This window comes from Sinomonas mesophila, assembly GCF_001999765.1.
GTDB lineage: Bacteria > Actinomycetota > Actinomycetes > Actinomycetales > Micrococcaceae > Sinomonas > Sinomonas mesophila.
The window spans coordinates 78,856-103,338 of sequence record NZ_MTIC01000013.1; the positions used below are offsets into that span (position 1 = coordinate 78,856).

Consider the following 24,483-nt stretch of genomic DNA (forward strand, 5'->3'; position numbering starts at 1 on the left):
GAGAAGCGGCTCAGGGCAGCACTTGTATGGCGACAACCTCTGGTGAGCCTGCGCACCCCGACTTCGAAGTCCTAGGCCCCCATTTCGGCGGTCGCGGGCACCCCATTTCGCCGGCCCAGGCCCCCATCTCGGCGAGAAGCGGGGCCGAAGGGGCCTGCGTCAGGCCTTCGCGACCTTGCGCACCGCGAGGGCCAGGTAGAGCTGGACCCGGTCCGCCGTGACGGCCGGGTCGTAGCCCGTGAGCTCGGCGATCTGCCCGAGCCGGTAGCGCACGGTGTTCCGGTGCAGGTTGAGCTCCTCGGCCACCTGCGCCACGGAGCCGTTGAGGTTCAGGTAGGTCTCGAGCGTGTGCACGAGCTCCGCGCCGTGCTGCGCGTCGAAGCGCACCAGCGGCCCGACGGCCTCGCCCGCCATGTCCGCGAGCGGCACGTCCTCGCTCGCGAGCAGGAGCGAGGTCAGGCTCAGCCGCTCGGGCTCGTTGACGTCGAGGCCGCGCGTCGCGGCCTCCTTGGCCTCGAAGTAGCTCCACCGCAGCCCATTCGGCTTCGTGTACGAGCCGCCGATCCCCACCGTCGCGTGGATGCCGGCCTCGGTGAGGTGATCGGCGAGGAGGCGGCCCAGCCGCGGCGCCCGCGCGCCGTCGTCCTCCACGACGACGACGAGGTCGTGGTCGAGCGTCGCCGAGACCGCGCTCTCCAGCGCCGGGGGCAGGGTCGTGCCGCGCAGGTTCTTGTGGTGCGCCGCGGACTCCGCGAGCAGGACGACGTTGCGCCGCGTCGAGTTGACCCCCACCCCGGCGAGGCGGCGCGAGGCCTCGTCGGCCTCGAGGGTGCCGCGCACGACGTCGTTCATCACCTGCCCGGCGAGGGCCCGCTGGGCCTGGCGCTGCTTCATGAGGTTGTTGAGCTCGAGGCTGATGAGGTTCTGGGCGTAGGAGACGATCCCAGTGTCCTCGAAGGGCTTCTTGGCCCACAGGGTCGAGGCGTCGCGCCGGCCAGTCGGGATGGGGTAGGGGACCCAGCGGTCCATCGACGGCGTGCCCGCGTCGGGGCTCGAGGCGTAGAGCTGGGCCGTGAACTGGGTCAGGACGAGGTCGGTCGAGAGCATCTGGCCGAGGTTCCGCAGCAGGTCGGCGAGGCCGCCGCCGGTCAGGAGCGAGCGCGCCAGGACCTGGTGCTCCGCGATGAGCCGCTCGAGGCTTGCGTAGTGGTCCGCCGAGTGCGAGTCGGCGACGAGCTTGCCGATGGCCATGAACGGGGTCTGGTAGGGGACCTCGATGACCGGCACGCCCCAGCGGTTGGCCTCTGCGATGAGGGCCGAGGGGATCTCGTCGTGCCCGAGCCCGACGCCGAAGCCGATCCCGAGGGTTCCCGCTCGCTGGAGGACGCGGACGAACCGGCGCTGCTCGATGGCGCTGCGCTGACGCACGCCCGTAGTGAGAACGAGCTCGCCGCCGGAGAGGAATGGGGCGGGGTTCTCGAGCTCCGTAACCGCCACCCACTGGATCTCCGCGCCGAGCGTCGACCCGGCCGATCCCGCGAGCCGGAGACCCAGATCGGGGCGTGAGAGGAGGTCGGAGAGCGTCAGGGCCATGCCCACCACTATAGGCTTTGCTGGCTGGCCGATCGCACTACGTCTCAGAGGCAAGGTGGTGCGATCGGCCATTCCTGCTGTGGCGCCGCTCGCATACCGTGGAAGGCGACGCAGGCGAGGAGCGCCCCGGGCGCCACTGCACCGAAAGGAAACACCCCACATGGACATCCAGTACCGTCTCGAGCAGAAGCGGAAGGTCCTCCACGACTTCCCCGGCCCGAAGTCCCTCGAGCTCGCGGCCCGCCGGGCCCAGGCCGTCGCCGCCGGCGTCGCCTCCGCCGTGCCCGTCTACGTGGCCGATGCCGACGGCGGCGTCATCCACGATGTCGACGGCAACTCCTTCATCGACCTCGGCTCGGGCATCGCGGTGACGACCGTGGGAGCCTCCGACGCCGCCGTCGTCGGCGCGGTCAAGGAGCAGGTCGAGCACTTCACGCACACGTGCTTCATGGTCTCCCCGTACGAGGGCTACGTCGCCGTGGCCGAGAAGCTCAACCAGCTGACCCCGGGCGAGCACGCCAAGCGCACGGTCCTGTTCAATTCCGGCGCCGAGGCCGTCGAGAACGCCGTCAAGATCGCCCGCGTCGCGACCGGCCGCAACGCCGTCGTGGCCTTCGACCACGCCTACCACGGCCGCACGAACCTCACGATGGGCCTGACCGCGAAGGCCATGCCCTACAAGTACGGCTTCGGCCCGTTCGCGCCCGAGGTCTACCGCGTCCCGATGAGCTACCCGTTCCGGGAGGAGAACCAGCAGATCACGGGCAAGGAGGCAGCCGAGCGCGCGATCCTGACGATCCAGAAGCAGATCGGCGCCGACCAGGTCGCCGCGATCATCATCGAGCCCATCCAGGGCGAGGGCGGCTTCATCGTCCCGGCCGAAGGCTTCCTGCCGCGCATCGCGGAGTTCGCCAAGGAGAACGGCATCGTCTTCATCGCGGACGAGGTCCAGTCCGGCTTCGCCCGCACCGGCGAGTGGTTCGCCGTCCAGCACGAGGGCGTCGTCCCGGACCTCATCACGACGGCGAAGGGCATCGCGGGGGGCATGCCGCTCTCGGCCGTGACGGGCCGCGCCGAGCTGCTCGACGCCGTCCACGGCGGCGGCCTCGGCGGCACCTACGGCGGCAACCCGGTCGCCTGCGCCGCCGCGCTCGCAGCGATCGAGACGATGGACTCCCAGGACCTGCGCGCCCGCGCCCGCGAGATCGAGGCGACGGTCAAGGAGCGCTTCGGCCGGCTCCGCGACGAGCTCGGCGAGGGCTCCATCATCGGGGACATCCGTGGCCGCGGCGCCATGCTCGCGCTCGAGTTCGTCAAGCCCGGCAGCGCCGCGACGACGAAGCTTCCCGACGCCGACGCGACCAAGAAGATCGCCGACTACTGCCTCAAGGAGGGCGTCATCATCCTCACGTGCGGCACGTACGGCAACGTCGTGCGCCTCCTGCCGCCGCTCGTGATCGGCGACGAGCTGCTCGCCGACGCCCTCGACGTGCTCGAGGCGGCGATCCGAAGCGTCGCCTAGCGATCCCGGTAGAGTCTGCGGTAGACCGCAGACCGGACGAGGGCGCGCGGCATCGCCGGGCGCCCTCGCCGTCTCTGCTGTGATAGCACAGGTGTGCTCTGACACCAGGAGGGTGGGCCATGCGCTACGTCGTCGGATACCAGCCTGACGCACGGGGAGCCGACGCGGTGACTCTCGCCGTCGCACTCGCCCGCGCCCAGGGCGCCGAGCTGGACCTCGTCTTCGTGCTCAACGAGGACGTGCCATACGTACCGCCGAGCCCGGCGGGCAAGCGCCTCGACGTCAAGGAACAGCTGATCCTCACGGCCCAGGGGGACGCCCTCCGGCTCGTGCCCGAGGACGTCAAGGCCGACTTCCACGTCCGCCGGGCGCACTCCTTCGCGGCCGCTCTCATCGAGGCAGCCGTCGAGTCTGAGGCCGCCCTCATCGTGATCGGCGCCGCGAGCTACGGGCTCCTCAAGCGCTACACCGTGGGCAGCGTGGCCAACGCGCTCCTGCATGCGTCGCCCGTCCCCGTGGCGCTCGCCCCGCGCGGCTACGACCGCACCGACCCGATCCAGCGGCTCACTGCCTTGGTCGGCCGGCGCGAGGGCGCGGACGCCGCCATCGACGTCGCACTCGTCGCCGCCGGGCGCCGCAACGTCCCGCTCCGCTTCGTCTCCCTCGTCGAGCTCGATGAGCGGGCCGACGACTTCGGGGAGAACATCAACGCGGCCCACCGGCACGCCAACACCGTGCTCACCGAGGCGGCCCACCGGCTCCCCGTGGGGCACGAGGCGGGCGTGGAAGTCGCCCACGGGCGCACGTTCGAGGAGGCCGTGGACAGCCTCGACTGGCTCGAGGGCGAGATCGTGATCGTCGGCTCCTCGCGACTGGCCCAGAAGCGCCAGATCTTCCTCGGCTCCATGGCCAACAAGGTTCTGCGTGCCCTGCCCGTGCCCATGGTCGTTGTCCCGCGCGACTACGAGCGCGCCGAGTCCCACCCGCTGGGCTAGGGGAGGAGCCATGGCCGGCTTCGCCGCAGGCATCGCCTCGTCCCCGGACTATCCGGGGGCCGTTCCGCTGCACGGCCTGGCTATCCGGCACCACAAGAGCGGTGCGGCCGTGCTCTCTGCCGAGGTCCCTTCCGGCGGCCACCTCCTCCACCTGTCCATGGCGACGTGCGTGTTCAACGACCTCCACACGGCGGCTGCCGCGCGTGGCATCGGCCTCGGCAGGGTCGAGGTCCGGGCCGATGGCGCCTTCGACGCGGAGCTCACACGCTCGACCGGGGTTGCCCTGGAGGTGGACCTCGAGGGCGCCAGCCCCGAGGCCGAGCTCGAGTCCCTCGTCCGTGAGGTCGTCGAGAACGCCGTGATCCTGCGCATCGTGCGCGTCGGCACTCCCGTCGGCCTCGCCTCGGTCAGGGTGCGCACGACGGCGGGCGGGGGCTGAGGCGGCAGCCGCACCACCCGCCGTCCGTCGTAGTAGCGGGCTGACGCGCAGCCGCGCCGCCCGCCGTCGTGCATCCCGACGGCCCGCACGCGGTACGACAGGCTCTGACCGGCACGACAGGCCCGCGCCAACGCCTGCTGTGTCGCCAAGGCCTGTCGAGCAGGCGCGAGGCTTGTCGGAGTCGAGCACAAGCGTCCGCGGTGTTGGGCAAGGTTATCCACAGACCCACCGCGGCCCGCCCCGCAGGCCTGGCCGCAGGGCAGACTGCAGGGATGAAGCCCACCCAGATGCGCGGCCTCATCGAGGCTCGATGGCCCGAACCACATGTCGCGTCGACGTCGGAGCTTGCTGCCGCCGGGATCGACCACCGTGTCCTGACGGAGGCGGTGCGCCGCAAGGAGCTCGTTCGTCTGCGACGGGGCGTGTACGTTCGGCGCGCCTACTGGCTGACTCTGGCCCCGTGGGATCAGGAGAGGCTCAGGATCGAGGCCCATTGGCTATCGACCCAGGGAGGTGCGGTCTACAGCCACGCGACTGCGGCGAGGATCCTGGGCTGCCGCACGTGGGGTACTGATGCCAGCGTCCACGTGACGGTCCCGTATTCCGGATCGAAGACGAGTCACGGGGCGGACGTCCGGGCACACTCCCTGTACATTCCGGATGAGGACATCGTCCCAGTCCGTCTCGGCCCGGGACGCATGGCGCGGTCGACGTCCCTGGAGCGATCCGTCGCGGATGTCGCCAGGATCCTAGACCCGGAACGCGCCGCCATCATCGGGGACCATGCGCTGAGGCTCGGCGCGTCACTCGACGGAATCAGGGCCGCGGCGGAAAGGTCGGGAGCCGCACGCGGTGCACGCCGTATCGAGAACCTCCTCGGCCTCCTCGACGGGCTGTCCGAGTCTCCCGGGGAGACCCGGACGCGGTTCGCTCTGGCCGCCGCGGGACTGCCCACTCCTGTCCTCCAGCACCGGATCGAGACGTCCGAGGGCCAGTACCGGGCCGACTTCGCCTGGCCGGACCTCCTGGTGGTCCTCGAGTTCGACGGGGACGCCAAGTACTTCGACTACCGGCCCACGCAGGAGGTGCTGCTCGCCGAGCGCCGACGAGAGCTCGCCCTCGTCGCTGAAGGGTGGACGGTGGCGAGGGTGCGCTGGGCGGACCTCTCGGTCCCCGGACACGTTGCCTCCACGGTCCTCTCTGCGTTCGAGAGGGCGCGCAAACTGGCGGCATAGCAACTTCGGCGAATGCCTGAATCAGGAGCGCGACCCGCATGACAGGCCGTGCCCCTCACGACAGGCCCGCGCCAACGCCTGTTGTGAAGGCAAGCGCCTGCCACGCCGATGAGAGCCCGGCCTGCTGGACCTGAGGAGTCCGCTAGGCGCGTGCGGATTCAGCGGCGGCGCGGAGGCCGGCCCGCCGGCGGCGGGCCACGAAGAGCGTGTCCGCGGTCAGGACGAGGATCGCGAGCCACACGATCCCGAAGCCGATCCACCGCCCGGCGGCCATGTGCTCGCCGAGCACGGTCACGGCGAGCAGGAACTGGGACAGCGGTGCGATGTACTGCAGGAGGCCGATGGTGGTCATGGGCAGCCGGCGCGCGGCCGCGCCGAAGAAGAGCAGCGGGGTGGCGGTGATGACGCCGCTCGCGGCGAGGAGCCAGAAGTGCCCCGGGCCATGGCCCGTGAGCGTGAGGGTCCCGGCGGCGGCGAGCCACGCCACGACGCCGAGGGCCGCCGGGGTGAGCACGACGGTCTCGACGGTGAGGCTCGTGACGGCGTCAACCGTCGCGCCGACGCGGTTCTTGACGAGCCCATAGAAGCCGAAGCTGAACGCGAGGATGAGCGCGATCCAGGGGACCTGCCCGTAGGCGACCGAGAGGACGAGGACCGCGACGGCGCCGATGGCCACTGCCGTCCATTGCAGCGGCCGCAGCCTCTCCTTGAGGACGAGCACGCCGAGCAGCACCGAGACGATCGGGTTGATGAAGTAGCCCAGCGAGGCCTCGATGGCCTGCCCGTTGAGCACACCGAAGGTGTAGGTGAGCCAGTTGACCCCGATGAGCGCCGCGGCGAGGGCGAGCGCGCCGAAGGCCCGCCCGCTGCGCAGGACGGCGCCGAAGGCGCGCCACGAGCGCGCAACGGTGAGCAGGACGAAGCAGACGACGAGGGAGAACAGGACCCGGTCGGCGACGATCTCGACTGGCCCGGCGGGGACGAGGGTGACGAAGTAGAGGGGAAGGAGGCCCCACAGGCCGTAGGCCCCGATGCCGAAGAGGAGACCCGCCGACGAGCCCGGCGAACCAGTGGATCCCGAGGGGTTCGCTGGAGCCGCTTCGACGGCTCTCGTGGTGGGTACGGGGGCTTCGGCGGTCTGCTTCTCGGTCACGAGCGTAGAACGTCGACGCACCTGTCACGTATTCCCGGCCCGTGCCGGGTGCGCCAGCGGTAGACTAAAGCGGTTGTGCGTGGCCGCCGGCCGCCAGCCAGGATCCCGGAAGGAAACCCCGTGCCCGAAGCCCCCGCCGACAGCTCCCAGCGCGATGTTGTGCAGCGCGATTCCGTGCAGCGCGATGTTGTGCAGCGTCCGCTGCGGGTCGCCATCATCGGTGCCGGCCCCGCCGGCGTCTACGCGGCGGACATCCTCACCAAGTCGAACGAGGTCAAGGGCGGCGAGGTCGAGGTCAGCATCGACCTGTTCGACCAGTACCCGGCCCCGTACGGCCTCATCCGCTACGGCGTGGCGCCGGACCACCCGCGCATCAAGGGCATCGTCAACGCACTGCACAAGGTCCTGGACCGCGGCGACATCCGATTCATCGGCAACGTCACCTATGGCCGGGACCTGACGCTGAGCGACTTCCGCGACTTCTACGACGCCGTCATCTTCGCCACGGGCGCGATCCGGGACGCTGAGCTGGACATCCCCGGCATCGGGCTCGAGGGCTCCTTCGGGGGCGCCGACTTCGTCTCGTGGTACGACGGTCACCCGGACGTCCCTCGGGACTGGCCGCTCGAGGCCAGGGAGGTCGCCGTCATCGGCAACGGCAACGTTGCCCTCGACGTTGCCCGCATGCTCAGCAAGCATGCCGAGGACCTGCTCGTGACAGAGATCCCGGACAACGTCTACCAGGCCCTCAAGCGCAGCCCCGTGACGGATGTGCACGTGTTCGGCCGCCGGGGCCCCGCCCAGATCAAGTTCACGCCGCTCGAGCTGCGCGAGCTCTCGCACTCCCGCGACGTCGACATCGTCCTCTACCCCGAGGACTTCGAGTTCGACGACGCCTCGGACGAGGCGATCAAGTCGAACAACCAGGTCAAGACCATGGTCAACACGCTCGCGAACTGGATCGCCGAGGACCAGGACACGGGCGCGTCGCGCCGCCTGCACCTGCACTTCCTGCAGAGCCCGGTAGAGGTCTACGACTCCGCGGAGACCCCGGGGAAGGTCGCCGGGATCCGCTTCGAGCGCCAGGAGCTCGACGGCACGGGCAACGTCCGCGGCACGGGCGAGTTCCTCGACTACCCGGTCCAGGCCGTGTACCGCGCGATCGGCTACCACGGCTCGGAGCTCGCCGAGCTCGAATACGACGAGCGCCGCGGCGTGATCCCGAACGACGCCGGGCGCGTCCTGCGCGACGACGGCACCCCGATGCCGGGCGTCTACACGACGGGCTGGATCAAGCGCGGGCCGGTCGGCCTCATCGGCCACACGAAGGGCGACGCCCTCGAGACCATCGGCTGCCTGCTCGAGGACCGCGACGACCTCCCGCCGGCGACGAACCCCGACGAGCACGCGATCATCGCGCTCCTCGAGGAGCGCGGCGTCGACTACACGACGTGGGAAGGCTGGAACGAGCTCGACGCGCACGAGAAGTCGCTCGGCGAGAAGTACACGGCCGAGAGCGGCGTGCAGCGCGAGCGCGTCAAGGTGGTCCCGCGCGAGGACATGGTGCGCATCTCCCGGGAGCGCAGCGACCGCTGAGGGCCGCCCGTCTCGCATCCTGAGACATTCTGAAGGTCTCGCACGCTGGACGCCTATAGTTGTCGGGTTTTGTGCCATCCCCCCGAACACCAGGAGTCTGGAATGCAGATCCTCCGGACCAAGCCGATCGAGACCACGATCGCGGACTCCCATGAGCCTGGCCGCCGCCTCAAGCGCACCCTGAGCTCGTGGGACCTCATGATCCTCGGCGTCGCCGTCGCCGTCGGCGCCGGCATCTTCTCCGTGGGCGCCAAGGCCGCGGCGAACTTCGCCGGCCCAGCCGTCACCGTCTCGTTCGCCGTCGCCGCCGTCACGTGCGCCCTGGCGATCATGTGCTACGCGGAGTTCGCCACCGCGATCCCCGTGGCCGGCTCGGCCTATGTCTTCACCTACGCGACGATGGGCGAGCTGCTGGCCTGGATCATCGGCTGGAACCTCATCCTCGAGCTGTTCACCGCCGCGGCCGTCGTCGCCAAGTACTGGGGCCTGTACCTGAGCAAGGTCTTCTCGCTCGTGGGCGTCGAGATCCCACCGAGCATCGCGCTCGGGCCCGTCGAGCTCGTGTGGGGCCCGTTCCTCGTCGTCTCCGTCTTCACGGTCCTGCTCGTGCTCGGGACGAAGCTGTCCGCGCGCGTGGGCAACGTGTTCACGCTCGTGAAGATCGCCGTCGTGCTCTTCGTCATCGTCGTCGGCTTCTTCTACGTCAAGGCGGAGAACTACGCGCCGTTCGTCCCCGACGCCGTCCCCACTGGGGGCACGGGCGGAACCGAGGTGCTCAAGCAGTCGCTGTTCTCGTTCCTCACCGGCGCGGCCCCCGCACAGTACGGCCTGTTCGGCGTGTTCGCCGGCGCGGCCCTCGTCTTCTTCGCGTTCATCGGCTTCGACGTCGTGGCCACCTCGGCCGAGGAGGTCAAGGACCCGCAGAAGACCCTCCCGCGCGGCATCTTCGGCGGCCTCGGGCTCGTGACGCTGCTGTACATCCTCGTCTCCCTCGCGCTCACGGGCATGGTCCCGTACACGACCCTCGCCGCGGCCGAGTCGCCCACGCTCACGACGGCGTTCGAGGCCGTCGGCAACGCCGACGCCGCGAAGGTCATCGCCTTCGGCTCCCTCGTGGGCCTCACCACCGTCATCATGGTGCTGCTCATGGGCCTGGCCCGCGTGATCCTCGCGATGAGCCGTGACGGCCTCCTCCCGCGCGCCCTGTCCGTGACGAGCGTCAAGCGCGCGACGCCGGCCCGCCTCCAGATCGTCTGCGGCGTCGCCGTCGCCCTCGTGGCCGGCCTGACGAACGTGGACGTGCTCGAGGAGATGATCAACATCGGCACGCTCTCGGCCTTCGTCGTCGTGAGCCTGGGCATCCTCGTCCTGCGGAAGAAGCGCCCGGACCTCAAGCCGGCGTTCCGGGTCCCCGGCGGCAAGGCCGTCCCGGTCCTCTCGGCCCTCCTCTGCGTCTACCTCATGACGAACCTCGCCGTGGAGACGTGGGCATACTTCATCGTCTGGCTCGTTCTGGGCTTCGCCATCTACTTCCTGTACGGTCAGAAGCATTCGCGCCTGAACGAGCGCTTCGCGGCCACGCGCGAGGCGGTCGAGGCGAGGACCGATACGGGGGACAGCAGTGGGAACTGACAATGCACCATGCGCGGCAAGGCATTTTGCAGAATTTGTCATACAGATGATTGCTTCGGTCTAGGATAGGTCACATGGCGCGACCTCCTCGTCCCGAGCGGAAGACTGAACTCCTCGAGCAGATCCTCGATTACCTCCTGGAGTCGACGCTCGCGGACCTCACCTTCCGAAGTCTTGCGGACGGCCTCGGCATCAGCAGCTACGTCCTCGTGTACCACTTCGGAAACCGCGAGCAGCTCGTCGGCGAGATCATCCGGGGGATCACCTCGAGGTTCCAGGGGATCGACGCCGGGGCGCCCTCGGCCGGCGTCCGTGAGCTCATCGAATGGGCCAAGGGCGCTTTCGCCCTGACGCTTGACCACCGCGGCCGGCACCTCCAGCGCCTGGAGTTCGAGGCGGCCGTCCAGGACGTCGTCGCCCCCGAGCCCCGCCGCGTCGGCGCCGAGCTCATCGAGCGCTGGTCCGGGTTCCTCAGCGGGTGGCTCGTGGGCCAGGGCCTGTCGCCCGAGCGCGCGAAGGTCATCGGGCGGGCCTACGTGGGCGCCATCATGGGCACCCTCTACGACTACGTCATCACGGGGGACCGGTCGGCGGCCCTCGCATCCTTCGACGTCCTCGCGGACGGCTTCGCCTCGCGCCTCGCGACCGGGGGAGGGCCCATGGCCTCCGCACGGCGCGGGGAGCTGCGGTCCCCCTGACGGGACGCATGACAAGAAGGGGCCCGGTACAACGCACCGGGCCCCTTCGTCATGGCCTCCTTGTCATGGACTTTGGGGGACGGGCTCCCGTTCCGCGGCAAGGGAGGCGAAGAGCTCGCGCAGCCCAAAGGTCCACGGCTCCAGCTCTTCCGCCCGGCCCACCTCGTTCACGAGGGTGCCGAGCAGGCGGCTGGAGATTGAGACCCTGTCGCCCAGCAGGTGCGTGAAGCCTCGCCCGAGCTTGCCGCGGTCCTGAGTGGGGGCGAACAGCGTGCCGGTATAGAGGGCGAACCCGTCTGGATACTGGTGGTGTGCCCCGGCGGTGGCCTCGATCAGCTCCTCGAACGGCCGGCTGATCCGGGCCAGGCTGTTGCGCCCCTCGAGGAGGTATCCGTCGGGCCCTTCGACGCGCAGCAGGATGTCCTCGGACCGCAGCGAGTCAAGGCCGAAGCCCTCCTCGAACAGGCGGATGAACGGCCCGATGGCGCTCGAGGCGTTGTTGTCCTTCGCCTTGCCCAGGAGCAGGGCGCTGCGGCCCTCGACGTCGCGCAGGTTCACGTCATTGCCGAGGGTCGCCCCGACCGGACGCCCGGACGGGTCCACGATCAGCACCAGCTCGGGCTCGGGGTTGTTCCATCTGGAGAAGGCGGGGATGCCGATGCGGGCGCCGGCGCCCACCGAGGACAGGACCGGGGCCTTGGTGAAGACCTCCGGGTCCTTGCCGATGCCGACCTCGAGGTACTGCGACCACAGGCCCTCCTCCTGCAGGACGGCCTTGGCTCTCTCGGCCTCGGCGCTGCCCGGGCGCACCCCCTCGAGGCTGCCGCCCAGCGCCCGGCCCACTTTCCCTCGGAGCTCGGCAGCCCGGGAGGGATCGCCGCTGGCCCTCTCCTCGATGACGCGCTCGATCATGCTGTCCACGAAGGTCACTCCGCAGGCCTTCACGACCTGCAGGTCGATCGGGGCCAGCAAGCGAGGGCGGGACGCGTCGCGGTCCATGGATGCCTCGAGCAGCTCGAGTGCGCTCCACCGCGGGGAGAGGCGTTCGACGGCGGCCCGCACCCGCCGCGCGGGGGAGGGGTCGTCGAGGAGCTCGGCCACCGTCGGGGCGACGGACCGGAGGTCGAAGACCTCCTCACCGAGCACTGCGACAACGCGCGGTCCTCCGCTCTCGACGTCCCAGACCCTGCCGACCAGCAGCGCCTCGGGGGCGTCCTCGGGCAGCAGGCCCAGCAGCTCGTCCCTGTTCATTCCTGGACTCCGTTCTGGCCATCGTGGCCGGGTCGCCGCCAGGAGCCGTCGACCCGCTGCGGCACCCGCCACGGGTTGTCGTCACGCAGCGGCTCGGGCAGCCTCTCGTGCGGCCAGGACTGGAAGGCCACAGGGCGCAGGAACCGCCGGATGGCAGCGGTGCCCACGGAGGTCGACGCCGAGGTGGAGGCAGGGTAGGGTCCGCCGTGGTGCTGGGCGTAGCTGACCGTCACGCCCGTGGGCCAGCCGTTCCACAGCACCCGGCCGCTGATCTCGGCCAGGCGGATGGAGAGCTCGTCGACGTCGTCGCCCGCCTCGGCGTGAATCCCGGTGGTCAGCTGACCCTCGAGCAGCCCGGCGAGTTCGGCCAGCTCCGCCTCGTCCCGGTACTGCACCACGATGCTGGCCGGGCCGAACATCTCCCGGCGCAGGATCTCCGGGTCCCGCCGGACGGCCTCGCCGGTCGTGGCGAGGACCGTGGGCTGCGGGGGCTCGCCGAAGCTGCCCTCCAGCAGCACCCCGACGCCGTCGCGCTCGGCGACGGAGCGGACGGCCTCCGTGTACCCCTCGTGCAGGCGCTCGGTCAGCAGCGGCGCGGGACGGAAGCCCTCCAGTGCCCCCGCGAGGCGGTCGCGGACCCCCTCGCCGTCCCCGGACGGGACGAAGAGCAGTCCCGGCTTGGTGCAGAACTGCCCCATGCCCACAGTGAAGGACGTCGCGTAGCCGGCAAGAATCTCGCTCCGCCGGGCGTCCCAGGCGCGCGGGGTGACGAAGACGGCGTTGATTCCCCCGAGCTCGCCGAAGAAGGGGATGGGCTCCGGACGGGTGGCGATGCGGTCCAGCAGGGCGCGCCCGCCCGCCGTCGAGCCCGTGAAGCCGACGGCCTTCACGAGCGGGTGCTCGACGAGGGCCACCCCGGCCTGCCGGCCCGTGACGAGGGCGAAGAGCCCAGCGGGCGCCCCGGACTCCTCGAGGCCGTGGAGCACTGCCCGCGCGGTGAGCGCGGCGAGCTCGGGGTGCCCGTCGTGGCCCTTGTGCACGACGGCGCAGCCCGCCGCCAGCGCGGAGGCGGTGTCCCCACCCATGACGCTGAACGCGAAGGGGAAGTTGGAGGCGCCGAAGACGCCGACGACCCCGAGCGGGACGTTGACCCGGCGGAGGTCCGGGCGGGGGCCCATGCCCCAGTCGGGGTCCTCGTGGTCGACGGTCGCGTCCAGATGCTCCCCGGCCCGGACCTCCAGCGCGAGGAGGCGCAGCTGGAACACCGTGCGGCGCAGCTCGCCGCGGAGCCTCTCCGGTCCCAGGTGCGTCTCCCGGCACCCGGCGTCGACCAGCGGCTCGGCCTCTGCCTCGAGCGCGGCGGCGATGGACTCGAGCCAGCCGGCGCGGGTGGCCAGGTCCGTGCCGCGGGCCTGTTCGAAGGCCGTCTGGGCGCGCTCGACGGCGGCCGCCAGCTCCTCGGGGGACGTGGACAGGCGGGCGGACGTCGGGGCGGAGGCCGTCATCGCGAGGCCCCCGCGCTCGCGAGCCCCGGAGCGGTGACGGCGGTGCGGCCGCCCACGTCGAGCCAGCCCTGCCCCGAGGGGAACTCCCACCGGGCCCTCGAGGCGGCGAGCATCTCGGCGCCGGTGCCGGGCCTCTGCGGTGCGGCGTAGCGCCCCCCGCCGATCCGTACCGGCTCGGCGAAGTGCTCGTGGAGGTGGTCCACGTACTCGATCATGCGGTCCTCCTGGCTCGCGGAGACGGCGGCGTAGTCGAAGAAGGAGAAGTGCTGGACGAGCTCGCACAGCCCGACCCCGCCGGCATGCGGGCAGACCGGGACGCCGAAGCGGGCGGCGAGGAGGAGGTTGGCTATGTTCTCGTTGACCCCGGCGACGCGGGTGGAGTCCAGCTGGAGGACGTCGATGGCCTTGGCCTGGAGCAGCTGCTTGAAGACGATGCGGTTGGCCACCGCCTCGCCCGTCGCGACGCGGGTGGGGGAGACGCCCGCCCGGATGGCCGCGTGGCCGAGGATGTCGTCGGTGCTCGTCGGCTCCTCGACCCAGTACGGCCGGAAGTCCTCCAGCTGCCGGACCCACTCGATGGCCTCCGGCACGTCCCAGCGCTGGTTGGCGTCGATCGCGATCGGCAGGTCGCCGACGGCCTCGCGGGCCAGGCGCAGGCGGCGCTGGTCGTCGGCGAGGCTGCCGCCCACCTTGAGCTTGATCATGGAGAAGCCCTCGGCGGCGGCCTGCCTGCTCAGCCGCACGAGCTTCTCGTCGCTGTAGCCCAGCCAGCCCGGCGAGGTCGTGTACGCGGGGAAGCCCTCGGCCTGGAGCGAGGCGATCCGCTCGGCCTTGCCGTCCTGCCCGGCCCGGAGGATGTCCAGGGCTTGGGCCGGCGACAGGGCGTCGCTGATGTGGGTGAAGTCGACGACGTCGACGATCTCCTCCGGGGACATCCCGCTCAGCAGCAGCCACAGCGGCTTGCCCTCGCGCTTCGCCCGCAGGTCCCACAGTGAGCTGACGAGGGCGCCGCAGGCCATCTGGCTGACGCCCTTCTCAGGGCCGAGCCAGCGCAGCTGCGAATCGTGCACGAGCCGGCGCGAGGCGCCGCCGAGATCGTAGATCAGCTCGTCGACGTCGCGTCGCTGCAGCAGCGCGGCGTAGGCCTCGATGGCCTTGACGATGACCTCGTTGCCACGGCCGCAGGTGAAGACGAAGCCGTGGCCCTCCTCGCCGTCGTCCGTGCGGGTGATGACGTACGCGGCGGAGTAGTCGGGATCCACGTTGACCGCGTCCGAGCCGTCGAGCTCGAGCGAGGTGGGGAAGCGGATGTCGTGAACAGTGATGGAAGCGATGCGGGACATCGGACTCTCTGTCTCTTCGGTGAGTGGCCCGGAGGCCGGGATGGGAATCCTATATGAATGACAGGAATCATATAGGAATCCAGAACTCTGTCAACGACGAAGAAAGCCCCAGCCGGGAGGGCTGGGGCTTCAGCGCGGGAAGAGGGAGGCTAGGGGGCGAGGCGCCGCCGCGGGCCCCAGGGGCGCTTGAGCGGCTCTAGCGAGGACGAGCCCTGGAAGGCCTGGGCAAAGCGGTCGAAGGACTTGAAGACGTGCCGGCTCATCGCGGCCTCGGCGCCTGCGGCGTCGCAGTCGCCGATGGCGGTCGCTATCTCACGGTGTTCGGCCAGGGTGATATCCCCCTCGACGTCCGCGGGGTACAGCCGGAAGGTGTGCAGATGGCAGTGGGTCTGCGCGTACGCGTGCCGCACGACCGGGTTCTCCGCGGCGGCGAGGATCAGGTCGTGGAAGCGCGCATCGTGCGCCACGAGGTCCTGCCGGATGTCGCCGCCCTCCTCGATCCGCTGCTCGAGCGTGTCGAGTTCCCGATGCAGGGTGCGGCCGGGATTGGAGAGGCGGTCGACGGCGGCCGAACGCGCCGCCCAGGGCTCGACGAGGAGCCGGAACTCGAACAGTGAACGCAACTCGGAGGGTTCGAGCAGGGGGGTAGTGCTGTAGCCCCGGCCCGGGCTGTAGACGACCAGATTGTCGCCTTCGAGCCGCTGGAGGGCCTCGCGCACGGGCGTGGGGGAGACGTGGAGGCGGCGGGCGAGGGCGTCGATGTTGATCCGCTCCCCCGGCGCCAGCTCGCCGTCGAGGATCGATGCCCGCATCACGGCGTACGCTTCGCCGGCGGCCACTTTGGCCTTGGGGGCCTCGGACTTCGGGGCCTCCGCCGTGGAGTCGCTGGCCGTTCTGCGTGGGGGCATGGTCCCTCTCTTCCCTTCGAGCACTGGGGGAAGTCTAAGCGAGCGGCCGCCGCGCGCCGCCGGTCGAGCGGCGCGCAGCGGTGTCGAGGCAGGGGGCCTCCAGACCCCGGGCGCTTGACCTGAATCACATGGCCTATATGATCGTCACTATTCCTATATGATTCCGAGGCGGCGGTTCCGCCATTCCCGAAGCCGCCCGTACGGCGACGCTTCACCCCCAGCTCCAGATCCCTCGACAAGCCATGTCCATGTCAAAGGAGACCCGCATGACTGCGCTAGGAAGCCCCACGGGCCGGACCGGCACCGCCGCCGGCTCCACCAAGCCCCGTACGATGACGAGAATGCGCTGGGCCATCATCTGGCTGGCCTTCGTCGGCCTCAGCATCAACTACCTCGACCGCTCGAGCCTCGGCGTTGCCCTCCCCTTCATGGGCGAGGACTTCCACCTGACCGCCACCCAGCAGGGCCTCATCTTCGCCGCCTTCTTCTGGGCCTACGACTTCTGCCAGCTGGCCGCCGGCTGGTACGTGGACAAGGTCGGCCCGCGCCGATCGTTCACCCTGGCCGCGCTCTGGTGGTCCGTCTTCACCATGGCCACGGCCTTCGCCCGCGGCTTCTGGAGCCTCTTCGCCGCCCGCTTCCTGCTGGGCGTCGGCGAGAGCCCGGCCCCGAGCACCTCGGCCAAGGTCGTGGCGACCTGGTTCCCCGTGCGCGAGCGGGCCTTCGCGACCAGCATCTGGGACTCGGGCTCGCGCGTCGGCGCGGTGATCGCGCTGCCCATCGTGACCCTGCTCGTCTCGCTGACCTCGTGGCAGGGAGTGTTCATCATCATCGGCGCCCTGGGCCTCGTCTGGGCCGTCGTGTGGTGGAAGGTGTACCGCGATCCGCAGCAGCACCCGCGGGTGGGCGCCGAGGAGCTGGCCTACATCCAGGAGGGCGGCGCGCGCGGCAGCGACAGCGACGACGAGGGAGCGGCCAAGCTGCCCTGGCGTGCGCTGTTCAAGTACCGCACGATCCTGGCGATGATGTTCGGCTTCTTCTGCCTGAACAGCGCCATCTACTTCTTCATCACGTTCTTCCCGAGCTACCTCGTCAAGGAGCGAGGCTTCGACCTGCTCAAGCTCGGCTTCTTCGGCGCCATACCGGGCATCTGCGCGGTGCTCGCTGGCTGGCTCGGGGGCTACCTCGCCGACAAGGCCGTGCGCCGCGGACACTCGGTGAACAAGGTGCGCAAGGCGGCGATCGCCGGCGGTCTGGCCGGCGGCTCCGTGATCATGTTCGCCGCCATGGTCCCAGAGGCGTGGATGGCCCTGGCCCTGCTGTCCGTGGCCTACTCGAGCCTGACGGTTGCCGCGACGGGGATCTGGTCCCTCCCGGCGGACGTGGCCCCTAGCTCCCGGCACGTGGGCTCGATCGGCGGCCTGCAGAACTTCGCCTCGAACCTCGCCGGCATCTTCACGCCGATCCTCATCGGCGTCCTCGTCGACGCCACGGGATCCTTCCTGGCCCCGCTGGCCGTGATCGGAGGCGTCGCCCTGCTGGGCGCAGCGAACTACCTGTTCTTCATGGGCAGGATCGAGCGGCTCAAGGTCCCGGCGGCCGCCTAGCCGGACGCAGAAGGGCCCGGTGCCGAGGCACCGGGCCCTTCTGGTGTGCGAGGTCGGCCGATCTTGCTGGCGGCCTCAGCCTGCGACGGGCTCTACTGGCCGAGCTCCGCGCGGAGCTTGGCGCCGAGCTCGGCGTCGACGTTGGTCCAGTACTGGATCGCGCGCTCCTTGATGTCGGCGCGCTGCACGCCGCCCACCGCGCCGGCGATGGTCTGCAGGAAGCGGCCGCGAGCGGCGTCGTCGAACACCTCGCGGTAGAGGATGCCGGCCTGGACGAAGTCGCCGTCCTCAGCGTGCAGCGAGTGCGCCGCGAGGGTCAGCTCGCCGTCGTTCTCCCAGCGGCCGCCCGGGACGGCCGGCTCGACGGCGGCGGGGCCGCCGACGGTGTTCGGCGCGTAGACCGGGGTCTCCGGGGAGTTGAAGCTGATGCGGCCGGCGCCGTCCTGGCTGTAGTTGCGCACCTCGGTCTTCGGCGCGTTCACCGGCAGCTGGGCGTGGTTGGTGCCCACGCGGTAGCGGTGCGCGTCGGCGTAGGAGAAGATGCGCGCCTGCAGCATCTTGTCCGGCGAGGCCGCGATGCCCGGCACGAAGTTCGACGGCGCGAAGGCGGCCTGCTCGATCTGCGCGAAGTAGTTCTCCGGGTTGCGGTTCAGCGTCATGGTGCCGACCTTGATGAGCGGGTAGTCCTTCTTGGACCAGACCTTCGTCAGGTCGAACGGGTTGTACCGGTAGGTCTTGGCCTCCTCGTACGGCATGACCTGGACGAAGAGCTCCCAGCTCGGGAAGTTGCCCTCGGCGATGTTCTCGTAGAGGTCCTGGATGTAGTAGTCGGCGTTCTCGCCGGCGATGCGCTCGGCCTCCTCGCCCGTGAGGTTCTCGACGCCCTGGTTCGTGTGGAAGTGGTACTTGACCCAGAAGCGCTCGCCCTCGGCGTTGATCCACTGGTAGGTGTGCGAGCCGTAGCCCTGCATGTTGCGCCACGTCTTCGGCAGGCCGCGGTCGCCCATGAGCCACGTGACCTGGTGGGCGGACTCGGGGGAGAGGGTCCAGAAGTCCCACTGCATGTCCGCGTCGCGCAGGTGGCTGCCCGGGAGGCGCTTCTGCGAGTGGATGAAGTCCGGGAACTTGATGCCGTCGCGGATGAAGAAGACGGGGGTGTTGTTGCCGACGAGGTCGTAGTTGCCCTCGGTGGTGTAGAACTTCACCGCGAAGCCGCGCGGGTCGCGCCACGTGTCGGGGGAGCCGTTCTCGCCCGCGACGGAGGAGAAGCGGATGAGCATCTCGGTCTCGGTGCCCGGCTGCAGGAACGCGGCCTTGGTGTACTTCGAGACGTCCTCGGAGGCGACGAAGGTGCCGAAGGCGCCGCCGCCCTTGGCGTGCACGACGCGCTCCGGGACCCGCTCGCGGTTGAACTGGGCGAGCTTCTCGACCAGGTAGTGGTCCGTGAGGATGATGGCGCCGTCGGCACCGACGGACTGGGAGTGTGCGTCCGAGGTGACCGGGGCGCCGGACTGGGTCGTCGAGTAGTTGACCGTCATGTCTCTCCTTCGTGTGTTCCTTGTACTTGCTGTTCGTTGAGCCGGAAGGTCTGTGGGCGGGGGCGGCGCGGTGCGCTCAGCCCGCCGCCGGGCTGGAGGCCTGGGAGGCGGCGCAGTCGGCGCAGATGCCGACGTAGGTGACGTCCGCGATCATGATCGTCATGCCGTGCGAGTCGCTCGGGGTGAGGCACGGGGCGTGGCCGACGGCGCACTCGACGTCCTCGACCCGGCCGCAGATCGAGCAGATCGCGTGGTGGTGGTTGTCGCCGACCCGCGTCTCGTAGAGGGCGGGGGAGTGCGGCGGCTCGAAGCGCCGGAGCATCCCGAGGTCGGTCAGGTCCCCCAGCACGACGTACACGGACTGCGGCGTCATGTCGGGAAGCTCCTCGCGCGCCGAGGCGAGGATCGCCTCGGCGGGGGAGTGGGGATGACGGTCGACGGCGGCCAGGACGGCCAGACGCTGCTTGGTCACCCTGCGACCGTGCGCGCGCAGGGCCGCGGCCCACTGCGTGTGCTCGGTGCTCGGTTCCATGGCCCCATTGAACCACTTATTTTGATCCACTCACAATAAGGCGAGCCTAAGTAGGCTCGATCGCTCAGCTGGAGGGCACGGAGAGGGTTCGCGCTCGTGCACGGCATCGGGGTCTTCGGGTCGGGCAGAACGGGTGCCGACCCGCGCGGGGACACAGGAGCTCCGTGAATCGTTGAGCCCAGCAGGAGGGATGCGAAGTGCACAACCACTACAACGGACTCAAGACGGCGGCGCTCTTCGGAGTGCTCTGGGCTGTCCTGCTCGGGCTCGGCGCGCTCGTCGGGGTCTGGACGCGCAGCGGCTCGCCGATCTGGATCTTCGCCCTGCTCGGCGTCGCCATGACGTTCTACAGCTACTGGAACAGCGACAAGATCGCGCTGCGCTCGATGCGCGCCTACCCGGTGAGCGAGGGCGAGGCCCCGGGCCTGTACCAGATCGTGCGCGAGCTCTCCCAGCGGGCCAACCAGCCCATGCCGCGGATCTACGTCTCGCCCACGCAGTCGCCGAACGCCTTCGCGACCGGCCGCAACCCGGAGAACGCCGCCGTGTGCTGCACCGAGGGCATCCTGCGACTGCTCGACGCGCGCGAGCTCCGGGGCGTCCTGGGCCACGAGCTCATGCACGTCTACAACCGGGACATCCTCACGTCCTCGATCGCCGCCGCCGTGGCGGGCGTCATCACGTCCGTGGCCCAGTTCGCGATGTTCTTCGGCGGCGGGGGCCGAGACCGCAACGTCAACCCGATAGCCCTGATCGCGCTGAGCCTCCTCGCGCCCTTCGCGGCCTCGCTCATCCAGCTCGCGATCTCCCGCACGCGGGAGTACGACGCCGACGAGGACGGCTCGCAGCTCACCGGGGACCCGCTCGCGCTCGCCTCGGCACTGCGCAAGATCGAGGGCGGCGTGCGCATCGCGCCCCTGCCGGCGGACCAGCGGCTCGTCAACACGTCCCACCTGATGATCGCCAACCCGTTCCGGGGCGGGGTGGGCCTCGCGAAGATGTTCGCGACCCACCCGCCGATGGCGGAGCGCATCGTCCGGCTCGAGCGCATGGCCGGGAGGCCGCTCGGCGGCTGACGCAGGTGCTTTCCCGCTGGCGGCCTCGTGGCCCTCGTGCCCTTCGTCCTCGCGGGCCTCTACGGCGGCGCCATCGTGGACGCGCACGACCGCCGCATCGTCGCGATCGCCTCCGCCGGGCTCCTGTGGGGCACGAGCGCCCTCATCGCGCTCCAGGCGTGGCTGCGGGTCGACAGCGTCGAGCTCATCTACGTCCTCGTCGCGCTCCAGGCCTTCGGCTCGGGGATCAACATGCCGGCCCGGAGCAGCATCATCCCGCGGCTCATCCGTCCCGAGCTGCTCGCCGCGGCGAACGCCCTGAACATGATCACGTTGGGCCTCGGCGGGGCCGCCGGGCCGCTCCTCGCCGGCGCCCTCGTCGCGACCATCGGCTACGGCTGGACCTACACGCTCGACGTCCTGTCCTTCACCGTCGCGATGTGGGCCCTGTTCCGGCTCCCGCCGCTCCCGCCCGAGGGGCCCGTGCGGCGCGCCGGGCTGCGCTCGGTGGCCGAGGGCTTCGCGTTCCTCTCGACCCGGCCCAACATCCGCATGACCTTCCTCGTGGACCTGGCGGCGATGGTCTTCGCGATGCCCCGCGCGCTCCTGCCGGCCATCGCCGCCCTTGCCCTCGGCGGCGGCGCCGCGACGGCGGGCGCCCTCCTCGCCGGCATCGCCGCCGGGACGTTCCTCGGCGGGCTCTTCTTGGGGCCGGTCGCGCGGCTGCGCTGGCAGGGGCGCGGCGTCGAGCTCGCCGTCGTGGCCTGGGGCGCGAGCATCCTCGCGTTCGGTGCCGTGGTCCTGGCCGCGGACGGCTCCTCCCCGGGGAGCGAGCCCGGCGCCGCGACGTGGTGGGTCGTCCCGGCCTTCCTCTGCATGGTCGCCGCGGGCGCGGCCGACGCCGTGAGCGCGGCCCTGCGCTCGACGATCCTCCAGGCGGCCACGCCGGACGCGATGCGCGGGCGGCTGCAGGGCGTGTTCACGGTCGTCGTGGGCGGCGGCCCCAGGATCGGGGACGCCTTCTCCGGCGGCATGGCCGGGTGGCTCGGGTGGGGGTGGGCCGTCGTCGCCGGGGCGGTGCTGTGCATCGCGCTCGTCGGCATCCTGCATCTGGCCCAGCCGAGCTTCGCGCGCTACGACGCGACATCGCCGACGCCATAGGTGGCCCGCCGTGCGAAGGCGTCGGGATCAACACCCCACCAGCCCTCACTCGCGGCCAAGCGGTGCCGTTAGGATTGCCGCATGATGTGGGGGGACGCCGGGCAACCGGAGGCGCCGAAACACCGTCACGCCATGCCCGGGGGCGCAGGCGCATGTCGGCTGCCCGACTGACATCGCGTCGCACGGCTAGGCCGAAGGCTCTCAGCAGGGCCAGAGTGGCGGTCGTGGCCGCCGCGCTCGGCTTGATGGTGATCGTGCCCATGACTGCCCTGGATGATCGGAGGCCGGCCCCGTTCGGTTGGCATATGTATGCCGGGAGCATCGATGCCCCCGAGATCGAGGTAACGACTGATGACGGGACGGTCGAGCCACGGAACACCACCGAGATCGTGGCCAGGTTTCGCCCTGAGCCTGATTACCTGGAGCCACTGGCCCGGTTCATCTGCGCCAGAGAGGAGCCAGTTCAGTCGGTGCGGCTGACTCGTGGCTACCCTCCAGCTGATCAGGAGTTCCGGTGCTCCAGTTTGTGAACCGTGACATCGATGCGCGGCCGCTCGCGCTGGCTCGGATCATCATCGGGCTGGCCTCGTTCCTCCTCCCGGTGGAGTGGCTCAAACCGATGCTGAGGGTAGCGTCTGGCGACTATCTGGCTCTTCCCGTGTTCGACGGCCTGCCCTCTGTGCCTACCGCTGCTGTTTACGGCCTGTTCGCCGTGTCCTTGCTCGGGTCCGCCGCCATGGTGATGGGCATCTTTGGCGGGCTCCCAGCGCTCGCCGTGGCTGCCTGCTCCGCCATCGTCCTGCTCGCGGACCAGCAGGTCTACAGCAACCATTTCCTGCTGCTGGTGATGCTCTGCACCTTCATTGGGCTCAGTGGCGCATCCAAGGCGATGACGGTCCTCCGGCCCAAAGCGACACAGCCGGTGCCGTACTGGCCGGCGTTCCTGATCAAAGCCCAAATCACGACGCTCTATGCATGGACGGCCATCTCGAAGGTCAACCCCCAGTACCTGTCAGGCGACGTCTTGGCAGACCAGCTGCGCCCGTGGGTTCCGGTCCCGGACAGCCTCCTGCCAGCCGTTGCAGTGACGAGCATTGTGGTCGAGGCGTTCTTGGCTGTCGCCCTCTGGCTGCCGCGCACCCGGCTGCTGGCTTTCATCGCGGGATTCGGGCTCCACGTGGGCATCCTGGTGCTGTTGCTCTACCCGGGCCCGTTGATCTCGTTCGCGATGCTCATGTCCAGCGGCTATGTGCTCTTCGCCCATGAGTCCTTGGTGAGCGGGCAATGGCGGATCCCGGGTCGTGGCGCCAGGGTCCGCGCAGCCCACGCGGCGCAGTGACCGCAGCTACGTTTGGCCCACGGCCGACGACGAGGACCGCAGCATCGGGACGTGTGGCTGCGGTCCTCGGGCGTGTCAGCGGAAGTTGACGAACTGCAGGTCGGCCTCTTCGAAGCCCTTGAGCAGGGAGATCGTGGCCTGGAGGTCGTCGCGGGACTTCGACGAGACGCGGAGCTCGTCGCCCTGGATCTGCGCCTTGACGCTCTTGGGCGCCTCATCGCGGATGAGCTTGGAGATCTTCTTCGCGTGCTCCTGGGAGATGCCCTCCTTGATGGAGGCCTCGATGCGGTACTCCTTGCCCGAGGCGAACGGGTCGCCCGCGTCGAGGGACTTCAGCGAGATGCCGCGCTTGATGAGCTTGGACTCGAAGACGTCGAGGACGGCCTTGACGCGCTCCTCGGAGTTGGCCTTCATGAGGATCTTCTCGCCGCTGAAGTCGATCTCCGCGCCGACGCCCTTGAAGTCGTAGCGCTGGGCGATCTCCTTCTGGGACTGGTTGAGGGCGTTCGCGACCTCCTGCTTGTCCACCTTGCTGACCACGTCGAACGTCGAATCTGCCATGGATGCCTCCGGGATGGGGTGTGCGGATACTGGCCTCAAGCCTAGCCCGCCGCCCTCCGCGTCGGGGCGGGCCGCCGGCGGCCCGTTCCACAGTTCACTCATAGCCAAACCCCAGCGGGCTCGAATCCGCCGGTGGCAGCGTTGGATCCGGTGGACGAACCGACGAAGGAGGATCCGTGGCTGGAACGCCCGCGAACGAGCCTGGCCCGCAGGGGCGCGCCTACCGGACGGGTCGGTCGATGGTCGTCGCGGCCGCGGGCAGCCTCGGGGCCGCCGCCGGAGGGGTTGTCGCCGCCGCGGGCGGCGTCGTCGCGGCGGCCACTCTCGCGGCGGGGGTCGTGATGTCGCCGGCGCCTGCCCCGTCCGCGCGCCTCGACGGCGTCCACGAGGACCTGCAGCGGGCCGTCGCCCTCCACCAGATCACGGAGGAACAGGCGGCCTTCCTCGAGGCCCAGCTCGCCCGGGAGATCCTCGCGGACGACGACGGCGAGGACCCGGACGACGGCGACGGGGAGCCGAACGCCGTCGCCGCACCGCCGTCGTCGGCGGCCTGAGGGGGCGCTGGCGGGGGCCCTTCAGCCCGATTCGATTTGTGGCGGATTGTTCTGTAAGGTTGTCTTGCTCGCACCGCGGAACACCGGCCACTGGGTCCGGTCTCTGTGGGGCTGCGCTCTGGCAGATTACCCGAGCGGCCAAAGGGGGCTGACTGTAAATCAGCTGGCATTGCCTACGGGGGTTCGAATCCCTCATCTGCCACTTTCGAGAGAACGCTCTCGGTCTTCGGGCCGGGGGCGTTCTTCGTTTTCCCGTCCGAGCCGCC

At 70.2% G+C, this 24,483-nt stretch carries 22 protein-coding genes and 1 tRNA gene; 14 read left to right on the top strand and 9 right to left on the bottom strand.

The features are described from left to right. Positions 1-159: 159 nt before the first annotated feature. Positions 160-1,593, bottom strand: coding sequence for a PucR family transcriptional regulator (locus BV907_RS14940; protein WP_077490536.1), 1,434 nt, complete (start codon positions 1,591-1,593; stop codon positions 160-162). A 160-nt stretch (positions 1,594-1,753) separates the two neighbouring features. Between BV907_RS14940 and gabT the strand changes: the two genes are divergently transcribed. The 4 genes from gabT to BV907_RS14960 all read left to right on the top strand — a co-directional run bounded on the left by gabT (position 1,754) and on the right by BV907_RS14960 (position 5,784). Further along, positions 1,754-3,115 (top strand): 4-aminobutyrate--2-oxoglutarate transaminase, encoded by a 1,362-nt coding sequence (gene gabT / locus BV907_RS14945; RefSeq protein ID WP_077490537.1) that lies wholly within the window; start codon positions 1,754-1,756, stop codon positions 3,113-3,115. Between the two features lie 119 nt (positions 3,116-3,234). After that, positions 3,235-4,110, top strand: coding sequence for a universal stress protein (locus BV907_RS14950; RefSeq protein ID WP_077490538.1), 876 nt, complete (start codon positions 3,235-3,237; stop codon positions 4,108-4,110). Positions 4,111-4,120: 10 nt separating this feature from the next. Beyond that, positions 4,121-4,549: an OsmC family protein gene (locus tag BV907_RS14955; RefSeq protein ID WP_077490539.1), complete on the top strand. Its 429-nt coding sequence runs from the start codon at positions 4,121-4,123 to the stop codon at positions 4,547-4,549. A gap of 272 nt (positions 4,550-4,821) precedes the next feature. Further along, positions 4,822-5,784 (top strand): type IV toxin-antitoxin system AbiEi family antitoxin domain-containing protein, encoded by a 963-nt coding sequence (locus BV907_RS14960; RefSeq protein WP_077490540.1) that lies wholly within the window; start codon positions 4,822-4,824, stop codon positions 5,782-5,784. A 142-nt stretch (positions 5,785-5,926) separates the two neighbouring features. On the opposite strand, the gene rarD is transcribed toward BV907_RS14960, so the two are convergent. After that, positions 5,927-6,937 carry an EamA family transporter RarD gene (gene rarD, locus BV907_RS14965; RefSeq protein ID WP_077490541.1) on the bottom strand — a complete coding sequence of 337 codons (1,011 nt, stop codon included), beginning with the start codon at positions 6,935-6,937 and terminating at the stop codon, positions 5,927-5,929. A 174-nt stretch (positions 6,938-7,111) separates the two neighbouring features. Between rarD and BV907_RS14970 the strand changes: the two genes are divergently transcribed. The 3 genes from BV907_RS14970 to BV907_RS14980 all read left to right on the top strand — a co-directional run bounded on the left by BV907_RS14970 (position 7,112) and on the right by BV907_RS14980 (position 10,863). Beyond that, on the top strand, positions 7,112-8,533 hold the full coding sequence (locus BV907_RS14970; RefSeq protein ID WP_077490656.1) for an FAD-dependent oxidoreductase: 1,422 nt from the start codon (positions 7,112-7,114) through the stop codon (positions 8,531-8,533). A gap of 102 nt (positions 8,534-8,635) precedes the next feature. Then, the gene (locus BV907_RS14975) at positions 8,636-10,165 is read left to right on the top strand and encodes an amino acid permease (RefSeq protein ID WP_077490542.1); all 1,530 of its coding nucleotides are present in this window, start codon (positions 8,636-8,638) and stop codon (positions 10,163-10,165) included. Between the two features lie 74 nt (positions 10,166-10,239). Continuing rightward, a complete protein-coding gene (locus BV907_RS14980) occupies positions 10,240-10,863 on the top strand; it encodes a TetR/AcrR family transcriptional regulator (protein ID WP_077490543.1) in 624 nt (207 codons plus the stop codon). A 63-nt stretch (positions 10,864-10,926) separates the two neighbouring features. On the opposite strand, the gene BV907_RS14985 is transcribed toward BV907_RS14980, so the two are convergent. The 4 genes from BV907_RS14985 to BV907_RS15000 all read right to left on the bottom strand — a co-directional run bounded on the left by BV907_RS14985 (position 10,927) and on the right by BV907_RS15000 (position 15,870). Continuing rightward, positions 10,927-12,114 (bottom strand): fumarylacetoacetate hydrolase family protein, encoded by a 1,188-nt coding sequence (locus BV907_RS14985; RefSeq protein WP_077490544.1) that lies wholly within the window; start codon positions 12,112-12,114, stop codon positions 10,927-10,929. Next, positions 12,111-13,619, bottom strand: coding sequence for an aldehyde dehydrogenase (NADP(+)) (locus BV907_RS14990; protein WP_077490545.1), 1,509 nt, complete (start codon positions 13,617-13,619; stop codon positions 12,111-12,113). The genes BV907_RS14985 and BV907_RS14990 overlap by 4 nt, the downstream gene beginning before the upstream one ends. Beyond that, the gene (locus tag BV907_RS14995) at positions 13,616-14,962 is read right to left on the bottom strand and encodes an enolase C-terminal domain-like protein (RefSeq protein ID WP_077490546.1); all 1,347 of its coding nucleotides are present in this window, start codon (positions 14,960-14,962) and stop codon (positions 13,616-13,618) included. The genes BV907_RS14990 and BV907_RS14995 overlap by 4 nt, the downstream gene beginning before the upstream one ends. Before the next feature lie 149 nt (positions 14,963-15,111). Next, positions 15,112-15,870 (bottom strand): GntR family transcriptional regulator, encoded by a 759-nt coding sequence (locus tag BV907_RS15000; RefSeq protein ID WP_077490547.1) that lies wholly within the window; start codon positions 15,868-15,870, stop codon positions 15,112-15,114. Positions 15,871-16,136: 266 nt separating this feature from the next. Here BV907_RS15000 and BV907_RS15005 point away from each other — a divergent pair, with 266 nt between their 5' ends. Continuing rightward, positions 16,137-17,477, top strand: coding sequence for an MFS transporter (locus BV907_RS15005; RefSeq protein ID WP_077490548.1), 1,341 nt, complete (start codon positions 16,137-16,139; stop codon positions 17,475-17,477). Between the two features lie 92 nt (positions 17,478-17,569). Here the strand turns inward: BV907_RS15005 and BV907_RS15010 are convergent, their stop codons facing one another. Beyond that, positions 17,570-19,015: a catalase gene (locus tag BV907_RS15010; RefSeq protein ID WP_077490549.1), complete on the bottom strand. Its 1,446-nt coding sequence runs from the start codon at positions 19,013-19,015 to the stop codon at positions 17,570-17,572. 76 nt (positions 19,016-19,091) lie between these two features. Further along, entirely contained in the window at positions 19,092-19,547 is a 456-nt protein-coding gene (locus tag BV907_RS15015; RefSeq protein WP_077490550.1) for a Fur family transcriptional regulator, read from the bottom strand. A gap of 197 nt (positions 19,548-19,744) precedes the next feature. Between BV907_RS15015 and htpX the strand changes: the two genes are divergently transcribed. The 4 genes from htpX to BV907_RS15035 all read left to right on the top strand — a co-directional run bounded on the left by htpX (position 19,745) and on the right by BV907_RS15035 (position 23,102). After that, the gene (htpX, locus tag BV907_RS15020; protein ID WP_077490551.1) at positions 19,745-20,623 is read left to right on the top strand and encodes a zinc metalloprotease HtpX; all 879 of its coding nucleotides are present in this window, start codon (positions 19,745-19,747) and stop codon (positions 20,621-20,623) included. Between the two features lie 27 nt (positions 20,624-20,650). After that, positions 20,651-21,763: an MFS transporter gene (locus BV907_RS15025; protein WP_077490552.1), complete on the top strand. Its 1,113-nt coding sequence runs from the start codon at positions 20,651-20,653 to the stop codon at positions 21,761-21,763. A gap of 224 nt (positions 21,764-21,987) precedes the next feature. Next, positions 21,988-22,293, top strand: a complete 306-nt coding sequence (locus BV907_RS15030) for a hypothetical protein (protein ID WP_139346808.1) — start codon at positions 21,988-21,990, stop codon at positions 22,291-22,293. Continuing rightward, positions 22,278-23,102, top strand: coding sequence for an HTTM domain-containing protein (locus BV907_RS15035; RefSeq protein WP_077490554.1), 825 nt, complete (start codon positions 22,278-22,280; stop codon positions 23,100-23,102). Before BV907_RS15030 ends, BV907_RS15035 begins: the two co-directional genes overlap by 16 nt. A 75-nt stretch (positions 23,103-23,177) precedes the next feature. Here BV907_RS15035 and BV907_RS15040 read toward each other — a convergent pair whose 3' ends face one another. Continuing rightward, the gene (locus tag BV907_RS15040; protein WP_077490555.1) at positions 23,178-23,663 is read right to left on the bottom strand and encodes a YajQ family cyclic di-GMP-binding protein; all 486 of its coding nucleotides are present in this window, start codon (positions 23,661-23,663) and stop codon (positions 23,178-23,180) included. Between the two features lie 176 nt (positions 23,664-23,839). Here BV907_RS15040 and BV907_RS19700 point away from each other — a divergent pair, with 176 nt between their 5' ends. Further along, the gene (locus tag BV907_RS19700; RefSeq protein ID WP_342745564.1) at positions 23,840-24,217 is read left to right on the top strand and encodes a hypothetical protein; all 378 of its coding nucleotides are present in this window, start codon (positions 23,840-23,842) and stop codon (positions 24,215-24,217) included. Positions 24,218-24,337: 120 nt separating this feature from the next. After that, positions 24,338-24,419: transfer RNA gene (locus BV907_RS15050), tRNA-Tyr, on the top strand. The last annotated feature ends 64 nt before the right edge of the window (positions 24,420-24,483 follow it).